This window comes from Streptomyces sp. NPDC046862, assembly GCF_040704615.1.
Taxonomy (GTDB): Bacteria; Actinomycetota; Actinomycetes; order Streptomycetales; family Streptomycetaceae; genus Streptomyces.
In genome coordinates this window covers 239520-258007 of record NZ_JBEYXP010000008.1, presented here as the reverse complement: position 1 = coordinate 258007, position 18488 = coordinate 239520, and the positions used below count along the sequence as shown (strand labels likewise).

The 18488-nt window shown below is 70.8% G+C and carries 12 protein-coding genes and 5 tRNA genes; 6 read left to right on the top strand and 11 right to left on the bottom strand.

Annotated elements, in window-relative coordinates:
* Positions 1 to 102: 102 nt before the first annotated feature.
* The 3 genes from AB0959_RS11865 to AB0959_RS11855 all read right to left on the bottom strand — a co-directional run bounded on the left by AB0959_RS11865 (position 103) and on the right by AB0959_RS11855 (position 3099).
* The gene (locus tag AB0959_RS11865) at positions 103 to 2358 is read right to left on the bottom strand and encodes a serine/threonine-protein kinase (RefSeq protein WP_366826194.1); all 2256 of its coding nucleotides are present in this window, start codon (positions 2356 to 2358) and stop codon (positions 103 to 105) included.
* Between the two features lie 163 nt (positions 2359 to 2521).
* On the bottom strand, positions 2522 to 2848 hold the full coding sequence (locus tag AB0959_RS11860; RefSeq protein ID WP_366826193.1) for a hypothetical protein: 327 nt from the start codon (positions 2846 to 2848) through the stop codon (positions 2522 to 2524).
* Positions 2848 to 3099, bottom strand: coding sequence for a hypothetical protein (locus AB0959_RS11855; protein ID WP_366826192.1), 252 nt, complete (start codon positions 3097 to 3099; stop codon positions 2848 to 2850). Before AB0959_RS11855 ends, AB0959_RS11860 begins: the two co-directional genes overlap by 1 nt.
* A 157-nt stretch (positions 3100 to 3256) precedes the next feature.
* On the opposite strand from AB0959_RS11855, the gene AB0959_RS11850 reads away from it, so the two are divergent.
* Complete coding sequence (locus tag AB0959_RS11850) at positions 3257 to 3553, top strand: GntR family transcriptional regulator (protein ID WP_366826191.1); 297 nt, start codon at positions 3257 to 3259, stop codon at positions 3551 to 3553.
* Between the two features lie 109 nt (positions 3554 to 3662).
* On the opposite strand, the gene AB0959_RS11845 is transcribed toward AB0959_RS11850, so the two are convergent.
* The 3 genes from AB0959_RS11845 to AB0959_RS11835 form a co-directional block, all read right to left on the bottom strand.
* Positions 3663 to 3735 (bottom strand) — tRNA-Lys (locus AB0959_RS11845).
* 220 nt (positions 3736 to 3955) lie between these two features.
* Complete coding sequence (locus AB0959_RS11840) at positions 3956 to 5491, bottom strand: amino acid permease (RefSeq protein WP_366826190.1); 1536 nt, start codon at positions 5489 to 5491, stop codon at positions 3956 to 3958.
* An 88-nt stretch (positions 5492 to 5579) separates the two neighbouring features.
* On the bottom strand, positions 5580 to 6272 hold the full coding sequence (locus tag AB0959_RS11835; RefSeq protein WP_366826189.1) for a TetR/AcrR family transcriptional regulator C-terminal domain-containing protein: 693 nt from the start codon (positions 6270 to 6272) through the stop codon (positions 5580 to 5582).
* A gap of 53 nt (positions 6273 to 6325) precedes the next feature.
* Between AB0959_RS11835 and AB0959_RS11830 the strand changes: the two genes are divergently transcribed.
* Complete coding sequence (locus AB0959_RS11830; RefSeq protein ID WP_366826188.1) at positions 6326 to 7453, top strand: NAD(P)/FAD-dependent oxidoreductase; 1128 nt, start codon at positions 6326 to 6328, stop codon at positions 7451 to 7453.
* 109 nt (positions 7454 to 7562) lie between these two features.
* Here the strand turns inward: AB0959_RS11830 and AB0959_RS11825 are convergent, their stop codons facing one another.
* The 5 genes from AB0959_RS11825 to AB0959_RS11805 all read right to left on the bottom strand — a co-directional run bounded on the left by AB0959_RS11825 (position 7563) and on the right by AB0959_RS11805 (position 12212).
* Entirely contained in the window at positions 7563 to 9815 is a 2253-nt protein-coding gene (locus AB0959_RS11825) for a DEAD/DEAH box helicase (RefSeq protein WP_366826186.1), read from the bottom strand.
* Between the two features lie 324 nt (positions 9816 to 10139).
* A tRNA-Phe gene (locus AB0959_RS11820) sits at positions 10140 to 10213 on the bottom strand.
* Between the two features lie 24 nt (positions 10214 to 10237).
* A tRNA-Asp gene (locus AB0959_RS11815) sits at positions 10238 to 10312 on the bottom strand.
* Positions 10313 to 10361: 49 nt separating this feature from the next.
* Positions 10362 to 10434: transfer RNA gene (locus tag AB0959_RS11810), tRNA-Glu, on the bottom strand.
* 80 nt (positions 10435 to 10514) lie between these two features.
* Positions 10515 to 12212: a metallophosphoesterase gene (locus tag AB0959_RS11805; RefSeq protein WP_366826185.1), complete on the bottom strand. Its 1698-nt coding sequence runs from the start codon at positions 12210 to 12212 to the stop codon at positions 10515 to 10517.
* A gap of 212 nt (positions 12213 to 12424) precedes the next feature.
* Between AB0959_RS11805 and AB0959_RS11800 the strand changes: the two genes are divergently transcribed.
* The 4 genes from AB0959_RS11800 to AB0959_RS11785 all read left to right on the top strand — a co-directional run bounded on the left by AB0959_RS11800 (position 12425) and on the right by AB0959_RS11785 (position 18116).
* On the top strand, positions 12425 to 12775 hold the full coding sequence (locus AB0959_RS11800; protein WP_208688019.1) for a metallopeptidase family protein: 351 nt from the start codon (positions 12425 to 12427) through the stop codon (positions 12773 to 12775).
* 89 nt (positions 12776 to 12864) lie between these two features.
* A complete protein-coding gene (locus tag AB0959_RS11795) occupies positions 12865 to 13395 on the top strand; it encodes a hypothetical protein (RefSeq protein WP_366826184.1) in 531 nt (176 codons plus the stop codon).
* A gap of 571 nt (positions 13396 to 13966) precedes the next feature.
* The gene (hrpA, locus tag AB0959_RS11790) at positions 13967 to 17947 is read left to right on the top strand and encodes an ATP-dependent RNA helicase HrpA (protein ID WP_366826183.1); all 3981 of its coding nucleotides are present in this window, start codon (positions 13967 to 13969) and stop codon (positions 17945 to 17947) included.
* Positions 17948 to 18041: 94 nt separating this feature from the next.
* Positions 18042 to 18116, top strand: a tRNA-Asp gene (locus tag AB0959_RS11785).
* Positions 18117 to 18488: the final 372 nt, after the last annotated feature.

The window sequence follows — 18488 nt, the reverse complement described above, 5'->3', positions numbered from 1 at the left end:
GCAGAGTGCGCCCCCGGCCGAGGCGCCACGCCGCACCCCGGGCCGCCCGACGCCGAGCGCCACGACGATTCACTCCAACGTCACAGTGCCCGTACGCCACTGTCAGCGGTTGACCGCGAAGACCGTTCCGCTGTCGTTGCCCACGAAGACCGTGCCGCCGGTGGCCGCGGGCGAGGAGCGGACGTCCGCGCCGGTCCGGTACGTCCACAGCGGCCTGCCCGTGTCCCTGCGTACGGCATAGAGGTTGCCGTTCTTGCTGCCGACGTACACGGCGTCGCCGAGGACGGCCGGCGAGGAGTAGACGACATCACCGATGGTGAACTTCCACTTCCGCTTTCCGGTGAGGGCATCGACGGCGTACAGGTTGCCGTCGTCGCTCCCCACGTAGACGACCCCGCCGGACACGGCCGGCGAGGAGCCCACGCCGCCACGGGTGGCGAAGGTCCAGCGGAGTTCGCCGGTGTCGCAGTTGACGGCGTAGAGGTTGCCGTCGTAACTGCCCACGTAGACGACCCGGTCGGAGATCGCCGGTGAGGACTTGACGTCACCGTCCGTCCTGAAGGCCCAGCGGCGTTCCCCGGTCGCCGCGTCGACGCCGTAGAGCCGGAAGTCCTCGCTGCCCACGTAGACCTTGCTCCACGCGACCACCGGGGAGGAACGGATACGGCCCCCGGCGGCGAACGTCCACTTCCGGTCACCGGAACGGGCGTCCACGGCGTACAGCCTGCCGTCGTCGCTTCCGGCGTAGACCACTCCCCCGGCGACCACCGGGGAGGAGTTGACCTCTCCTCCGGCCGTGAACTGCCAGCGCTGCTCGCCGGTCTTCACGTCGACGGCGTAGAGGTGGTAGTCCGCGCTGCCGAAGAAGGCGACGCCCCCGGCCACGGCGGGGCAGGTGTAGACGCCGTTGCCGGTGCTGAACTGCCAGCGCGGCTTTCCGGTCTCGGCGTCCAGGGCGTACATGCTCCCGTCCCTGCTGCCGGCGTACACCAGCCCGCCCGCGGCGAGCAGGGCGGGCGCGACCGCGCCTCCGGTGCCGTAGGTCCATCTTCGGGTGCCCGGGTCCGCCGAGTCGCCCGGAACCTTGAGCGTGCTGTTCCCCTTGCCCTTGCCCTTGTCCTTGTCGTCGGGGTCCTGGTCGCCGCGCCCCAGCATGTAGGTGGCCACGCCAACGGCGGTGACGGTGCCGAGCCCGGCGAGGGCGATCAGGGCGCGGCGACGGGTGGGTGTGTCCGGGGTGCGGTCGTCCTGGCCGCCCTGGGTGCCGGCGGCCGGCACGGTCGACACGGGGTCGGGGGTGGTGCTCGAGCCCGGCTGCCCCGGGCCCCGGAGCACGACCGGGGACGGCGGCCCGAACCCCTCGGGCGCCGTCACGGTCTCACCGAAGGGTTCCGGCTCCGTGGGCAGGCGTGGGTCCACCGCGACCCCGGCCGCCTCGGCCCGCAGCACCGAGGCGGCCACGGGTGCGGGCAGCCAGTCGCCGCCGTGGAGGGCGAGGGTGACGGTGTCCGTGCCGTACGCGGCGCCGCCGGATGCCGCTCCGGACGCCGCGTGGACACGGCCGGCGAACTCGGCGAGCAGCTCCGCGACCGTGGGCCGATGCACCGGGTCCTTGTCGAGACAGCGGGCGAGGAGCGGGCGCAGGCCTTCGGGGACGGCGGACAGCCCGGGCTCGTCATGGACCACGCGGTAGGCGACGCCGACCGACGAACCGGACCCGAAGGGCCCCTCACCGCCCGCGACGAAGACGAGCACACCCCCGAGGGCGAACACATCGGCGGGCGCACTGGCACGGCCGCCCGTCAATTGCTCGGGCGACATGAAGGCGGGAGTGCCGACGACCACTCCACTCCGGGTCAGCGAACTCGATCCGGCACTGATCGCGATCCCGAAGTCGATCACCTTGGGTCCGTCGGGAGCGAGCAGCACGTTGGAGGGCTTCAGATCCCGGTGGACGAGCCCCGCGGCATGGATGGCCTGGAGGGCCTCGCTCAGGCCGGCGCCCAAGGCGAGCACCGAGGCCTCGGGCAGCGGCCCGTGCCGCGCGATGGTGTCGTCGAGCGAGATGCCCGCGACGTGGACCGTGGCGAGCCATGGCGGGTCTCCGTACGGGTCCGCGTCGACGACCGCGGCGGTGAACGCCCCGCTGACCGCCCGCGCGGCCGCCGCCTCCCGCGCGAATCGCTGCCGGAACTCGGGCTCGTCGGCCATCTCGGGCCGGATCGTCTTGACGGCGACCGCCCTCCCGCCCGGCGACCGTCCCAGGTAGACGCGGCCCATACCGCCGGCACCGAGGCGCCCCACGATGCGGTACGGCCCCACCTGCCGCGGGTCACCGCGTTCCAACGGCTGCGCCATGGGACGCCCCCCTGCCCCCACCCGCCGGAGTGCCTGCCGCACCCCGGATGTTTCCCCGGATGTCTGTCCCGTCCATGATGTCCGTCAGGCGCAGAATACGCACCTCACTGTGCGACGGACGCCGGGGGCGAATGTGGAGGTTCCCTTAGCTGTCGGCCCCCGGCTACCCGCTCGTTTCTCCGGCGTCCTCGATGCCCTCCGGCTCCTCCCTGTCCGCCACCGTCAGGCGCATACCGCGCGACTCGGCGACGCGCAGGGCGTCGGTCAGGCACTCGGCGAGGCGGAGGCCGGCATAGCGCACCTCGGTGTACGGCGAGGCGGGGTCGTCCAGCACAGTGCGGGCGAGGACGAGCACGTCGGCGCCGATGGCCAGCTGCGTGGCTTCCAGGTCGTCGGCGAGGCGGGACAGGTACCCGCCGCCGCTGTCAGTCACCAGGTAGCACGGGTTGCCGTCGGGTGAGGGCCAGGGCAACAGCCGGGCGGACGACATCAGGCGGCCACCCCCTGCGCGCCGACGAGATAGGGGCGTACGAGGGCGGAATCGGTGCCGTCGAGGGGCGTGACGAGGCCGTACGGGGAGCGGTGGAGAGGGAGGTGCGGGGGCGGCGGGGTGGACGGGCGGCGTACGACGGTCAGGTGGACGCAGAGGTGAAGGTGATGGTGGGGGCGGCGCCGTTTGCCCGTGCCCGGGCCGAAGAGAAGGCGCAGCCATTCGAGGGTGCGGCGGATAAGGTCGTGCATGTCGACGCTTCTTGTAAGCGTTGGCCGTGCCCCGGGAGGTCTAGCCACCTCGCCGGGGTGTTTGCGGTTCGAAGCTACACCGGGATGCAGACCTCTATATACAAGTACAGAGGGATCCACACGAATGGGGAGGTCGCTGCCGCTCTACGTTGGACGTATGAGCGATGCGGAAGAGCCGAAGACCACTCTGGACGCCATGAGCGCGCGACCTCTCTACGCTCAGCTGGCCGACGTCATCGCCGGGAAGATCGCGTCCGGGGCACTGGCACCCGACAGGCCCATCCCCTCGGAGAACCACCTGGCCGACGAGTACGGCGTGGCTCGACTCACGGCACGCCGGGCCGCACAGGAACTTCGCGAGCGCGGCCTGATCGTCACGGTGCGCGGCAAGGGATCCTTCGTCGTCGAACAACCGCCCGGCGACGCCCCCGGCGACAGCGAACCGAACGCCTGAGCACATCCGCTCACGCACTCGCCTGAAAACGACTCAGCGCCCGAGCCGACCGAAGCCGACCCGAGCGCTGCGCAGCAGGTCAGAGGGGACTACCCCCACCTACAACTCGTAGGCCCTGTGGGACTCGAACCCACAACCAATGGATTAAAAGTCCACTGCTCTGCCAATTGAGCTAAGGGCCCAGGCGGTGTTGCGTGATGTTGCCTCCCCGAGCATAGCCGGACGAGGCCCGGACTCCGATCGGGTATCGGTGACCCGGCCGCGTCGAAGCCCCGCAAAAAGGCCCGCCGGAGAACAGAACGGGCGGAAGAAGGACGCGGGACGGGCGGGTTACTGGCGGAAACGGCCGCCGGAGGGCGCGCCGACCGGCCGACGCGCCCCCAGCCACCCGCACCAACCGCCCTACGGATCCACCGGCTCCGGCGCGCCCTTCCGCGCCTCCTCGCGGGCGATCGTTCGTTCGTGCTCCGGGTTCAGGAACCAGTGGCGGGCCGAGGCCTGCCACCAGGTCGCCGCGAAACCGAGGACCACCAGCACCGCGACCGGGGCGTAGTTGAACGTCTCCCAGGTGACCGGTGAGACCTGCGGCAGCATGAAGAGGATGGTGATGATCCCGACCCACACCACCGACACCACGCCCACCACACGCGACCAGCGGCCCAGGTGCCACGGCCCCCGCTGGAAGCCGTCCCCCTTGCGAAGCCGGAGCAGGGTCGGGATGACGTACGCGATGTAGAGGCCGATGACGGCGATGGACGTCACCGCCGCGTACGCCGTGACGTTGATCAGGTACGGCAGGCCCAGTACCAGCGCTCCCCCGGCCGCCAGCCACACCGCCGCCACCGGTGTGCGTGTGCGCGGGCTGACCGTGTGCCAGACGTGGGAGAACGGCAGCGCGCCGTCGCGCGAGAAGGCGTAGATCATGCGGCTGTTGGCGGTCACCGAGGCCATCCCGCAGAACAACTGCGCCCCGATCACGACCAGGAGCAGCAGCTTGCCCGCCGTCGCCCCGAGCGCGTCCAGCAGGATCTGCGCGGGCGGCGCACCCGTGGGCGACTCCAACGCCCCCTGGTACGACTGGATCGCGAAGGTGAAGCCCAGCAGCAGCACGAAGCCCGCGATCCACGACGTCCAGATCGACTGCACGATCCCCTTCGGGCCCGCCGTGGACGCGTCGTGCGTCTCCTCCGTCATGTGGGCGGAGGCGTCGTACCCGGTGAAGGTGTACTGGGCCATCAGCAGCCCCAGGAGTACGACGTACACCCCGCTGCCCCAGCCCGTGTTGTTCACGAACTCGCCGAACACGAAGGACGCGGACTGGTGCTTGTCCGGTACGAAGGTGAGCGCGCCGACGATCACCGCCACGCCCAGCACGTGCCACCACACGCTCACGCTGTTGAGGACGGCGACGATACGGACGCCGAAGGTGTTCAGCAGGCCGTGGAGCAGCAGGATCCCGGCGAAGAGCAGCATCGTGCGGCCCGGCGTCACCTCGAAGTCGAACTGCAGGTTCAGGTACGCGCCGAGGAAGGACGCGGCCCCGAAGTCGATACCGGCCGTCACGGCCACCTGGCCCAGGACGTTGAACCAGCCCGTGAACCACGCCCATGCCGCCGCGGTTCTCCGCGGCGCCAGCCTGTGCGCCCAGAAGTACAGGCCGGCCGACGTCGGGTAGGCCGAACAGATCTCGGCCATCGACAGTCCGACGAACAACGTCATCAGACCGACCGCGACCCAGCCCCACATGATCACGGCGGGGCCGCCCGTGTTCATGCCGAACAGGTACAACGTCAGACAGCCCGACAAGACCGAGATGATCGTGAACGAGACCGCGTAGTTGGAGAACGCCGACATGCGGCGGGCAAGAACCTGCGTGTAACCGAGCTGGGCCAGCCGCTCTTCGTCAGACAGCCCACTCGCTATGGCGTCATCTGTCATGCCCGGAGCGATTCCCTCCCCGAGGGCGTGACATGCATCACAACTTGGCCAGAAATCGCCGTCCAGGCCCCGGCCACCTCCGGTTACGTCACGCCGACGGCCGGGTGAGTTTGGCGGCCACGGCGTCGAGGACCCAGTCCAGGCCGGTCGCGAAGGATGTCTCGGCGTCCACGTCCGTGCCGTCGTACACGGCCTTGGCCAGCGCCGGGAAGCGGCCCGTGGCCAGCATTCTCGTCACATGCGGGCCGTGGGCGCGCTGCCAGTCGTGCTTGGACAGGCCCGTGGAGCGCTCGGCCCGCAGGTTCGTGATCTCGCGCCTGATCGCGCCGGTGAAGTAGGCGCTGACCGTCTCCACGGCGCGCATGACGGTGTCGATGTCGGTGAGGCCGTCGAGGGAGGCCAGCGTGGCCTCGGTCACGGCGAGGCCGTTCGGGCCCAGGGCCGGGCGGCGGCCGAGCAGGTCGGCCAGCCATTCATGGCGGAGAGCGGCCTGCCTGGTGCGGTGGGCGAGGACGCTCAGCGCCTCCCGCCAGTCACCGGGCTGTTCCTCGGGGAGGATCTCGGCCTGGACCTCGTCCATCATGAGGTCGAACAGCTCCTCCTTGGTGGAGATGTATCCGTACAGCCGCATCGGGCCGGCGTCCAGCCGGCCGGCGACCTTGCGCAACGACACCGCCTCCAGCCCGCCCTCGTCGGCCAGCGCGATGGCGGCGGCCACGATCCGCTCCCGGTCGAGCGGCGCGGGGCGGGTCGGCGGCTCCGGACGGTCCCACACAGTCATGGTCACACCGTACCGTTGCGATGCATCGTCTCGAGAAAATACAGTGTATCGGCATGAGACATCGTATCGCTGTGATCGGCGGTGGCCCTGGCGGCCTGACCCTGGCCCGCGTCCTGCACCGCCACGGTCACCCCGTCACCGTCCTCGAACGCGATCCCGCCCCCGACGCCCGCCCCCCGGGCGGCACGCTGGACCTGCACGAAGGGCTGGGCCAGCTCGCGCTGGACAAGGCGGGGCTGCTGGCCGAGTTCCAGGCGCTGTCCCGTCCCGAGGGGCAGGCCATGCGCATCCTGGACACGGCCGGGACCGTCCTGCGCGACTGGCAACCCCGTCCGGACGAGCGGGCCAATCCCGAGATCGACCGCGGGCAACTCCGCGATCTGCTGCTCGGCCCTCTCGACCCCCTCGACGTCCGGTGGGGGCGGGGCGTGACACAGGTGGTGCCGGGGGCCCGGGATGGCGTACTGGTCGATTTCACGGACGGGCGACAGGAGACGTTCGACCTCGTCGTCGGCGCGGACGGCGCCTGGTCCCGGGTCCGCCCGGCAGTCTCGCCGGTGACGCCGCACTACACCGGCGTCACCTCGGTCGAGACCTCCCTGGACGACGTCGACACCCGCCACCCCGACCTCGCCCGGTTGATCGGCGACGGTTCCGTGGCTGTGTTCGGCGTGAACCGATCTCTCGCCGCCCAGCGCAACAGTGGCGGCCACGTCAAGGTGTACGCCCAGTTCCGCGCACCGCTGGACTGGCACACCAACCTGGACCTGGCCGACGTCGAGGCCGTGCGAGCGAGCCTGCTGGCTCTGTTCGACGGCTGGGCCGCTCCCGTCCTCGACCTCCTCCGCCAGGGCACGGCTTTCGTCCACCGCCCTCTCTACGTCCTGCCCGTGTCCCACACCTGGACCCACGTCCCCGGGGTGACGCTCCTGGGCGACGCCGCCCATCTGATGCCCCCACTGGGGGCGGGCGCGAACCTCGCGATGCTGGAAGGCGCCGAACTCGCCGAGTCCATCGCCACCGGCCCCGGAGATCTCGACGAAACCGTCCGCGCCTTCGAGGAACAGATGTGGGCACGGGCCGGCAAGTGGGCGAAGATCACGACGGCCGGTCTGGAACGCCTCGTGAGCCCGGACCCCGCCGAGGCCCTCGCCCTCTTCGACCAGGTCCAGCCCTCCTGACCGCCACGCGCGAGGAACGACGGAACGACGGAACGACGAAGCGCCGTGCCCACCCGGAACGGGGGGACACGGCGCTCCTCACACCTACTGGCGTCAGCCGTTACTGGCGTCAGCCGTTGCGCTTCCAGCGCGGCTTGTCCTCGCGGCGGTTGAAGGAACCGGAGCCGGAGGAACCACGGTGGTCGTCACGGCGGCCGTACGGACGGTCGTGGTTTCCGGAGCGGTAGCCACCGGAGGGGCGGTCGCCCTGGCGGTCACGGTTGAACGGCCGGTCGCTGCCGCGGTGGCCGGTCCGGTCGTCACGCCGGTCGAAGGAACGCCCACCACGGTCGAACTTGCGCTCGCCGTCCCGGCGGAACCCGCCCTGCTCACCGTCGCGGCGCTCGAAGCCACGGCCGCCCCGGTCGTCGCGACGGTCGTCCCGGCGGAACCCGCCACGGTCAGCGTCACGACGGAAGCCGCCACGGTCGCCGTCCCGACGGAAGCCGCCCCGGTCGTCGCGGCGCTCGAAGGAACGCCCGCCACGGTCGCGGTCGCGGTCACGGTCCCTGTTGAACCCGCCCCGGTCGTCACGACGGTCGTCGCGACGGAACCCGCCACGCTCGCCGTCCCGGCGCTCGAAGGAACGCCCACCGCGGTCGAAGCCACGGTCCCGATCACGGTCACGGTCCCGGTCGCGATCCCGGTTGTCCCTGCCGAAGCCACCGCGCTCGCCCCGCTCACCCCGGTCGTCCCGGCGCTCACGCCGCTCGTACGAGGGACGCTCGGACGCGGAACGCTCGTACGACGGACGCTCGGTCACGGGCCGTGCGGACGACGCGGACGCAGCGCCCTGCTCGATCCGGTCCACGTCCTGAGCCGCGGGCTGCGCCGGCACGGAGACCTCACGGCTCTCCGCGACCTCGGCGCCCTCGGCCACGGCAGGAGCCGCGGCCACGGTCTCGCCCCGCGCCTCCGCGAGCGCCTGGGACGGGTCCTCGCCGCGCTCGCGGGCGACCCGGACGACCAGCCGGTCGGCCTCCTCGCGCAGTTCGGCGGCGCGACGCGTGGCGCGGTCCAACTGCTTGGTCAGGTGAGCGACTTCACGCTCGGCCTGCTGGGCGGCGTTCCCCGCGGACTCGGCCTGGACCTCGGTCATCGACCGGGCGCCGGTGATCTCGGCGACCTCCGGGTCGAAGGCCGCGCCGGTCTGGATGAGGTGGCGCGAGGCGTCGACGCCCGCGTCCTCCATCAGCCGGAAGATCTGACGGCGCTGGTGCGGGAGGGAGAGGGAGACCACGGTGCCCGTGCGCCCGGCACGCGCCGTACGCCCGGCCCGGTGCAGGTAGTCCTTGTGGTCACCGGCGGGGTCCACGTTCAGCACCAGGTCGATGCCGTCCACGTGGATACCGCGCGCCGCGACGTCGGTCGCGACGAGGACGTTGACGTACCCGTCCTTGAAGTCGGCCAGCGTCCGGGTCCGCGCGCCCTGGGTCATGCCTCCGTGCAGGGCGTCGGCCTTCACCCCGGCGTCCTGCAGCTGCTCGGCGACGCGGTCGGCACCCAGCTGGGTCCGCACGAAGATGATCGTTCGGCCCTTGCGCGAGGCGATCGCGGCGGTGACCGGGGCCTTGTCCTTGGGCTTCACGATCAGGATGTGGTGCGACATGGTCGTCACCGCGCCCTGGGCCGCGTCGACCTCGTGGCTGACCGGGTCGTTGAGGTAGCGCTTGACGAGCGTGGCGATCTCGTTCTCCATGGTCGCGGAGAAGAGCATGCGCTGGCCGCCGGCCGGGACCTGGTCGAGCAGCTCGGTGACCTCGGGCAGGAAGCCCAGGTCGGACATCTGGTCGGCCTCGTCGAGAACGGCGATCTGCACGTTCTCGAGGGAGCAGGCACCGCGGTTGATGATGTCGCGCAGGCGGCCGGGGGTGGCGACGAGGATGTCGACCCCGCGCTCCAGCGCGTAGATCTGGTTCCCCATCGACGTACCGCCGCAGACGACCTTCATCTTCAGGCCCAGCACGTCGCCGTACGGCTGGAGCGCGTCCGCGACCTGCATGGCGAGCTCACGGGTGGGGGTGAGGATGACCGCCCGGGGCTTCCGCTTCTCGGTGTGCCCGCCGGCCAGCGTGGCCAGGGTCGGCAGACCGAAGGAGAGCGTCTTGCCGGAGCCGGTGCGCCCGCGACCGAGGATGTCCTTGCCCACCAGCGCGTCCGGGATGGTCGCGGCCTGGATCGGGAACGGAACGGTCACCCCGTTCTGCGCGAGCTTGCGGACGACGGCCTCGGGCAGCCCCAGGTCCGCGAAGGTGGCCTCGGGAGCGGCGGTCTCGTCCCCGCCCTCGGGCAGGACGACGTGATCAGTACTGGTGACGGACATGCGAAAGCAAACCTTCCGGAGTTCTCGGCACGCGCCCAAACTCCGTGAAAGTCGCAATCAACCGCCTCAATGCGGTCCGGCCACGGCAAGGGAGAGAACGCGCCACACGCGGCGCGTCATTTTTGGCGCCGGGCAAATGGGATTCAAACGATCTACCACCATACGCACCCTTCACCCTCCGAGGCAAACCAACCCCGAACCCGCAGGCCAGAGCAGGGACGCCACCGGTGGCCCTCGATCGGCCCTCCATGGCCTTCGATGGTCCGCGGTGCGTGAAGTGCACATCGAAGGCCCCGTCCGTGGGGACGGGGCCTTCGGGCGGTGTGGCTGGGGCCGGGGTCGAACCGGCGACCTTCCGCTTTTCAGGCGGACGCTCGTACCAACTGAGCTACCCAGCCACGGAGTCTCCTGCGAGACTCCAGCGGTCCTGACGGGATTTGAACCCGCGGCCTCCACCTTGACAGGGTGGCGAGCACTCCAAACTGCTCCACAGGACCTTGCTGTTGTGTGCGAACCAACCAGCTCAGTGTCGCACACGGTGTTACGTGCCCCCAACGGGATTCGAACCCGTGCTACCGCCTTGAAAGGGCGGCGTCCTAGGCCGCTAGACGATGAGGGCTATCGGCCCGCCTGGGCGCTTCTCAGCGCGTCGGGGACGTGAGAAGCATATGGGATGCGACGAGGGTTCGCCAAAACGGTTTACGGCCCGCCGCCCGACGGGTTGCCGGACCGACTCGGGGACGAGGACGGGGAGGGGCTCACGGACGAGCCCGGGGACGTACCGGGGGACGTACCGGGGGGCGTGCCGGGGGACGTGCCCGGCGACGGGGAGGTGCTTGTCGGGGACGGGGTCGCCCCGGGCTGGTTCTCCTTCGGCAGATGGCGGCTGACCTCGGCCGTCGTCAGGCCCAGGCCCCCGAGTTTGATCTCGTCCCAGGCCTGGAGGTGGCGGGTGTCCCGGTCGAGGTAGAGGACCGAGGCCTCGATGGGGTCGGGGTACTTGCCCTCCACCGCCCGCAGCCCGCTGCCGCCCGTCGAGCCCTCGATGCGCAGCCGTGTGCCGTACTTCATGACCTCCATCTCCTGGTGGTGGAGGTGCCCGGCCAGGGCCAGCGGGACCTCGCCGTCCGCCTGGCGGGCCGCGTCCGGGTTGTGGGCGATGGCCACGTCCACCGACGTGCCCGCCGCCTCCTGGTCCCGGAGCGCGGAGGCCAGCCGGGCGCCGGCCAGCTCCTCCGACGGCAGTTGCCCGGGGTTCTTCGAACGGTCGGGCGTGTACTGCGGGTCCCCCATGCCCGCGAAACGCAGCCCGGCCACCGAGACCGCCCGGCCCTCGTCCAGGACGTGCACGTTCTTCATGCCCTCCAGGTACTGCTGGGTGATCACCGAGTCGTGGTTGCCGCGCACCCACACGTACGGCGCCCCGAGGTTCGCGATCGGGTCCAGGAAGCCGTTCTCAGCCGCGGTCCCGTGGTCCATGGTGTCGCCGGAGTCGACGATGACGTTGATGTCGTACTGCTTCACCAGCGAGGCGATGATCTTCCAGCTCGCCGGGTTGAGGTGGATGTCCGACACGTGCAGGACCCGGATCGTGCTCGGGTCGGGCGCGTACGCGGGGAGGGTGGACGTGACGTCGTACAGCTTGGTGACGTTCGTCACCAGGCGCGCCAACTCCTTCTGGTAGACGTCGAATTCCGTGACGATGCTGCGCGCGTTGCCGACGACGGAGGGCGCGGAGGACAGCAGCCCGGAGAACTTGGGCTCCAGGACCGAGTTCGGGTTCCAGGTGGCGAAGGCCGTGCCGCCGGACGCGGCGAGCAGGGCCAGGGCGAGCCCGCCGGCGCCGAGGGCGCGGCGCGGGCGGCGGTAGACGGCGAGCCCGAGCGCGGTGGCGCCCGCCACCACGGCCACGCAGGAGCGCAGGGCCAGGTCGAGCGTGCCGTGCTGGACGTCGCTCGCGATCTCGTCCTGGAGGCCGGAGATCCGCTCGGGGTGGTCGACCAGGGCCTGGGCGCGGACCGGGTCGAGCTGGTCCACGTTCACGTCCAGACGGACGGGCGCGACGTGGCTGTGCAGCTCCAGGGCGCCGAGCGGCGAGACGTTGATCTTCGTGCCGCCGACGAGGGAGGGGCGCAGGGTCATCGTGGTGTTCATGGGCCCGACCGGGGCGCGGACGTTCCCCACGATCAGCAGGCCCAGCCAGGCGCCGAGCAGCACGACGGCGACGAGGCCGAGGGTTCGGGTCCAGGGATGGGGCTGCGGGACGAGCTCGACGGTCGGCGGCTGCGACCGGCGTGCTCGGTACTGACGGGCCTGACGGGCCTGACGGAGCAGGGCGCCGGGCGACTGTCGTACACGGCGCAGGGCGGCGGCAGCAGTGGCGGGGACGCGGGCCATTGGTCCCGTATGCCCAAGTGCCGGGGTGGATATGCGGGTACGGCGCCTGACCTCGGACGACCACTTCCCGCCCGGTCCTGGCCCCCTCCCGACCGTCGCACGACGGTTCCCGGCTGCCGTATGGCGGATTCTGGTTGCCGTACGACACATTCCGGCTCCCGTACGACGGATTACGGCTCTCGTACGGGGGTGCCGTACCGGACAATGGCCCTGTGCTGGAGATGACGCGCGAGGAGTTCGAGGAACTGGTCGCCGAGGCGCTGGACCGGATTCCACCGGAGCTGACGCGGCTGATGGACAACGTGGCGGTGTTCGTCGAGGACGAGCCGCCCACGGACGACCCCGAGCTGCTCGGGCTGTACGAGGGGACTCCGCTGACGGACCGCGGCGAGTGGTACGCCGGGGTCCTGCCCGACCGGATCACCATCTACCGGGGACCGACGCTGCGGATGTGCGAGACGCGCGAGGACGTGGTCGCGGAGACCGAGGTGACCGTCGTGCACGAGATCGCGCACCACTTCGGGATCGACGACGAGCGGCTGCACGCGCTCGGTTACGGCTGAGCCACGCTCACCCGGTGCGCGTGTCCTCTTGTGGGCGGCGGGAGTTGAGCAGGTTGACTTCTCCCGTCCGCCCTCGGAGGTGGCTGCCCGTGCGCGCCTTGTACGTACCCGTCCGTCTGGCCGCCACGGTCATGGCCGTCGCCGCGGCCGCCGGTTGCATGAGCGTCGGCGACGACGCGGCCAGGCCGGGGCCCTCGCACTCGGCCCGGCAGCGGGGCGGCGAGGAGCCGGGCGGCGGGCCGGCCTGGTCCGGCGGTGCCGGTGCCGGGTACCAGGGCGGACGCGGGAAGAGGGGCACGGCCGCCGAGCCCCACAAGTCGGCGTCCGCCTCGGCGTCCCCGTCGGCCTCCGCCTCCAAGACCACCAAGCCGTCACCCGGAGCGACCGCGAAGGAGGGCAAGGGGGGCAAGGGCGGCGGCAAGGACGACGGGCCGCAGAAGCCCGAGCCGCCGCGGGACGAGCCGACTCCCACGCGCACGGAGGAGCAGCCCCCGCCCCCGAAGGAGCCCGAGTCCCCGGCCCCCGAGCCCTCCACGGCGGAACCGTCGTCCTCGGCCCACGAACAGGAGACCCAGCTGGTGGAGCGCGAGCCGGCGCCGCGGGCGGGGGAAGCGGCGTAGGGCACGGCCGAAGGCCGGGCGGCCCCGCGCCCGCGGCCACGAGTCGTGGCAGGACCCCGTGCCGGGCGCACGTCGGGGTCGGCGACCACGCGTTTCCTCTGACCGAGGACTCCTGTTACGCCCGTGGCCCCGGTGGTCGCCGACAGTGGTTTCGCCCCCGCCGCCCCTACCCGTCCCTCCCCCACTCTCGGCTCCGCTCGAGCGGGGGACCCCCATCCAGGGGCTCCGCCCCTTCAACCCCGCACGGGGCTCCGCCCCGGACCCCGCTCCTCAAACTCCCCCAGCTACCGCTGGGAGGTTGCCCCCAAGGGGCTGGATTTCCCCCGGCCGGGGCTGGGATTTTCAGGCGAGGCCAGGCACAACCAGCCCGTCCGGCGTTTGAGGACGAGACCGTTCAGGCCGATGCGGGGGTCTGGGGGCGCAGCCCCCAGGGATGCCTCCGGCGGCGAGCCGATGCGCCCGGCGCACTGCGGGCCCAGCGCACTCCAGGCCCGCCCATCGCGCGGAGCGCAATCGCGGAGCGCAAAAGCGTTCGCCAGCAATTTCGGCGAGGTGAGATCCTGGACGGCGTATGTCTACGCATCCTGCCCCCGCCCTCGGCGCCCTCGCCCCCCGCCTGGCCGAGCTGTCCCTGCGCGACGCGCACCGGCTCGGGCGCAGGCTCGAGGGCGCGCGCACGATCCGTAAGCCGGAGGCCCGAGCCGCCGTCCTCGCCGAGATCGAGGCCGAGGTGGCGAAGGCCGAGGACCGGATGGCCCAGCGGCGCGCCCGCGTGCCCGCCGTCTCGTACCCCGAGCAACTGCCCGTCAGCCAGAAGAAGGACGACATCGCCGAGGCCATCCGCGACCACCAGGTCGTGATCGTCGCCGGTGAGACGGGCTCCGGCAAGACCACGCAGATCCCCAAGATCTGTATGGAGCTGGGCCGTGGCGTCCGCGGCATGATCGGGCACACTCAGCCCCGCCGTATCGCCGCCCGGACCGTCGCCGAGCGCGTCGCGGAGGAGCTGGACACACCCCTGGGTGAGTCCGTGGGCTGGAAGGTGCGCTTCACCGATCAGGTGAACCCCGACGCCACCTTCGTCAAGCTGATGACGGACGGCATCCTGCTCGCCGAGATCCAGACGGACCGCGAGCTGCGCGCCTACGACACGATCATCATCGACGAGGCCCACGAACGGTCCCTCAACATCGACTTCCTGCTGGGCTACCTGTCCCAGCTGCTGCCGAAGCGGCCGGACCTCAAGGTCGTCATCACGTCGGCCACCATCGACCCCGAGCGCTTCTCCCGCCACTTCGGCGACGCGCCGATCGTCGAGGTCAGCGGCCGGACGTACCCCGTGGAGGTGCGCTACCGCCCGCTCCTCGAAGAGGACTCCGACGACGCCGACCGCGACCAGATCACCGCGATCACGGACGCCGTCGAGGAGCTGATGGCCGAGGGCAAGGGCGACATCCTCGTGTTTCTGTCCGGCGAGCGGGAGATCCGCGACACGGCCGACGCGCTCACGAAGAAGCAGTACAGATTCACCGAGGTCCTGCCCCTGTACGCCCGGCTCTCGCACGCCGAGCAGCACCGGGTGTTCCAGCAGCACACCGGTCGCAGAATCGTCCTGGCCACGAACGTCGCCGAGACCTCCCTGACCGTCCCGGGCATCAAGTACGTCATCGACCCGGGCTTCGCCCGCATCTCGCGCTACAGCCACCGCACCAAGGTCCAGCGCCTGCCCATCGAGCCGATCTCCCAGGCCAGCGCCAACCAGCGCAAGGGCCGCTGCGGCCGTACGAGCGACGGCATCTGCATCCGCCTCTATAACGAGGACGACTTCCTCGCCCGCCCCGAGTTCACGGACGCCGAGATCCTGCGGACGAACCTCGCGTCCGTCATCCTCCAGATGACCGCGGCCGGCCTCGGCGACATCGAGAAGTTCCCGTTCATCGACCCGCCGGACCACCGCAACATCCGCGACGGCGTCCAACTCCTCCAGGAACTGGGCGCGCTGGACCCGGCGCAGAAGGACCCGCGGAAACGCCTCACCCAGACCGGTCGCAAACTCGCCCAGCTCCCCGTCGACCCGCGCCTGGCGCGCATGGTCCTGGAGGCCGACCGCAACGGCTGCGTACGCGAGGTCATGGTCATCGCCGCCGCGCTGTCCATCCAGGACCCGCGCGAGCGCCCGGCCGACAAGCAGACGCAGGCCGACCAGCAGCACGCCCGCTTCAGGGACGAGACCAGCGACTTCCTCGCGTATCTGAACCTGTGGCGGTACATCCGCGAGCAGCAGAAGGAGCGGGGGTCCTCGTCCTTCCGGCGCATGTGCAAGCAGGAGTACCTGAACTTCCTGCGGATCCGCGAGTGGCAGGACATCTACTCGCAGTTGAGGACCGTCGCCAAGCAGATGGGCATCCACCTCAACGAGGACGACGCGGCCGACCAGAGCATCCACGTCTCGCTCCTCGCCGGTCTGCTCTCGCACATCGGCATGAAGGACGTGAAGGAGTCCAAGGACTCCGGCCCCGGCGGCGCCCGCAAGGACGGCGGGCGGAACGAGTACCTGGGCGCCCGCAACGCCAAGTTCGCCGTCTTCCCGGGCTCGGCCCTCTTCAAGAAGCCCCCGCGCTTCGTGATGTCGGCGGAGCTGGTGGAGACCTCCCGCCTCTGGGCCCGGGTCAACGCGCGCATCGAGCCCGAGTGGATCGAGCCCCTCGCCGAGCACCTGCTCAAGCGCACCTACAGCGAGCCGCACTGGGAGAAGGACCAGGCCGCGGTCATGGCGTACGAGAAGGTCACGCTGTACGGCGTCCCGATCGTCGCCCAGCGGAAGGTGAACTACGGCCGTATCGACCCGGAGACGAGCCGCGAACTTTTCATTCGCAACGCCCTGGTCGAAGGCGACTGGCGCACGCACCACAAGTTCTTCGCCGACAACCGCAAGCTGCTGACCGAGGTCGAGGAGCTGGAGCACCGCGCCCGGCGCCGGGACATCCTGGTCGACGACGACACGCTCTTCGACTTCTACGACCAGCGCGTGCCCGACCACGTGGTCTCCGGCGCCCACTTCGACTCCTGGTGGAAGCGCGAGCGCCATGAGCAGCCCGACTTCCTCGACTTCGAGCGGGAAATGCTCATCCGCGAGTCGGCGGAGGCGGTCACCAAGGCGGACTATCCGGACTCGTGGCGGCAGGGGCAGCTGAAGTTCCGCGTCACGTACCAGTTCGAGCCGGGCGCGGACGCCGACGGCGTGACCGTCCACATCCCGCTCCAGGTGCTGAACCAGGTCACCGACGAGGGCTTCGACTGGCAGATCCCGGGCCTGCGGGAAGAGCTCGTCACGGAGCTCATCCGCTCCCTCCCGAAGCCGATCCGCCGCCACTACGTGCCGGCGCCCAACTTCGCGAAGAGGTTCCTGGACGCGGCGGTGCCGTTGCAGGAGCCCCTCACCGTCACGATGGCGCGTGAGCTGAAGCGCATGGTCGGCGTCCCCTTCGAGGCCGAGGACTTCGACGAGGCGAGGGTGCCGGACCACCTGCGCGTCACGTTCCGCATCGTGGACGAGCGGCGCCGCAAGCTCGCCGAGGACAAGGATCTGGAGGCACTGAAGCTCAGCCTCAGGCCGAAGGCGAGGAAGGCCATCTCGCAGGCGGCCGCGGCCACGGCGGAGCGCCAGGGCGGGGAGTCCCTGGAGCGCACGGGCCTGACCGACTGGACGATCGGCTCCCTCACCCGCGTCTTCGAGACCCGCCGCGCCGGACAGCCGGTCAAGGCGTACCCGGCGCTGGTCGACGACGGGGACACCGTCTCCGTACGCCTCTTCGACACGGAGGCGGAGCAGGCCGAGGCGATGTGGAAGGGCACGCGCCGCCTGATCCTGCGGAACATCCCGGTGAACCCCGCGAAGTTCGCCTCGGAGAAGCTGACGAACCCCCAGAAGCTCGCCCTGTCCGCGAACCCCCACGGCTCCATCCAGGCCCTCTTCGACGACTGCGCGATGGCGGCGGCCGACCGGCTGATCGGGGATCTCGGAGGGCCGGCCTGGGACGAGTCGTCGTACCGGAAGCTGTACGACAAGGTGCGCGCCGAGATCGTCGACACCACGGTCCGTACGGTCGGGCAGGTGCAGCAGGTGCTGGCCGCCTGGCAGGCCTGTGAGCGCCGCCTGAAGGGCGCGCGCAGCCCCGCGCTCCTGGCGAACCTCCAGGACGTACGGCAGCAGTTGGACGCCCTTGTGAAGCCCGGCTTCGTGACGGTGGCGGGGCTGCGCCGGCTGCCGGACCTGATGCGGTATCTGGTGGCCGTGGACCGGCGTCTGCAGCAGATGCCGACGAACGTCCAGCGGGACACCACGCGGATGGAGAAGGTCCACGAGATGCGGGACGAGTACGCCTGGCTCCTGGAGCAGATGCCGCAGGGGCGTCCTGTTCCCTCGTCCGTCCTCGACATCCGCTGGATGATCGAGGAGCTGCGCGTCAGCTACTTCGCGCACGCGCTGGGCACGGCGTACCCCGTCTCCGACAAGCGGATCGTGAAGGCCATCGACGCGGCCGTACCGTGATCGTGCCGCTACGGTGGGTGAGTTCGACCGTGGGGCTCACCCTCCTGTACAGTCTCTTCTCGCAGCGCAACGCACGAATGGCGCCGCGAAACCTGGTCCTGTGGAGCAGTTTGGAGTGCTCGCCACCCTGTCAAGGTGGAGGCCGCGGGTTCAAATCCCGTCAGGACCGCATCGAACGAAGGGTCCGCACCTGTCAAGGGTGCGGGCCCTTTGCCGTGCCCGCGCCGGCCCACCGATTTCACTCGCCCCCGCCGCCCCTACCCGTCCCATCCACGTCTCATCCCCCAGGGGCTCCACCTCTTCAACCCCCAACCCCTTCGGGGCTCCGCCCCGGACCCCGCTCCTCAAACGCCGGAGGGGCTGGAGGGCGTGGCGCGGAGAGGTCCGGGATCCAGGGCCCAGGGGCTGGAGGCCAAAGACGCGGAGGGGCCGGGCTTTAGGGGCGCGGGGAACTGCGCGATCTTGACGGCGCGAGGGGCTCCGCGCACTTCAGGGCCCGCGGGGACCTGCCCGCCCTTCTGGGGCGCGGGGACCTGCGCAA

Excerpts from the sequence above, each read along its gene's own strand:
- AB0959_RS11855 (WP_366826192.1), bottom strand. The coding sequence starts at position 3,099 with ATGCACGACCTTATCCGCCGCACCCTCGAATGGCTGCGCCTTCTCTTC.
- AB0959_RS11805 (WP_366826185.1), bottom strand. The coding sequence starts at position 12,212 with ATGGCCCGCGTCCCCGCCACTGCTGCCGCCGCCCTGCGCCGTGTACGA.
- AB0959_RS11830 (WP_366826188.1), top strand. The coding sequence starts at position 6,326 with ATGAGACATCGTATCGCTGTGATCGGCGGTGGCCCTGGCGGCCTGACC.
- AB0959_RS11850 (WP_366826191.1), top strand. The coding sequence starts at position 3,257 with ATGAGCGATGCGGAAGAGCCGAAGACCACTCTGGACGCCATGAGCGCG.
- AB0959_RS11860 (WP_366826193.1), bottom strand. The coding sequence starts at position 2,848 with ATGTCGTCCGCCCGGCTGTTGCCCTGGCCCTCACCCGACGGCAACCCG.
- AB0959_RS11865 (WP_366826194.1), bottom strand. The coding sequence starts at position 2,358 with ATGGCGCAGCCGTTGGAACGCGGTGACCCGCGGCAGGTGGGGCCGTAC.
- AB0959_RS11840 (WP_366826190.1), bottom strand. The coding sequence starts at position 5,491 with ATGACAGATGACGCCATAGCGAGTGGGCTGTCTGACGAAGAGCGGCTG.
- AB0959_RS11835 (WP_366826189.1), bottom strand. The coding sequence starts at position 6,272 with ATGACTGTGTGGGACCGTCCGGAGCCGCCGACCCGCCCCGCGCCGCTC.
- hrpA (WP_366826183.1), top strand. The coding sequence starts at position 13,967 with ATGTCTACGCATCCTGCCCCCGCCCTCGGCGCCCTCGCCCCCCGCCTG.
- AB0959_RS11825 (WP_366826186.1), bottom strand. The coding sequence starts at position 9,815 with ATGTCCGTCACCAGTACTGATCACGTCGTCCTGCCCGAGGGCGGGGAC.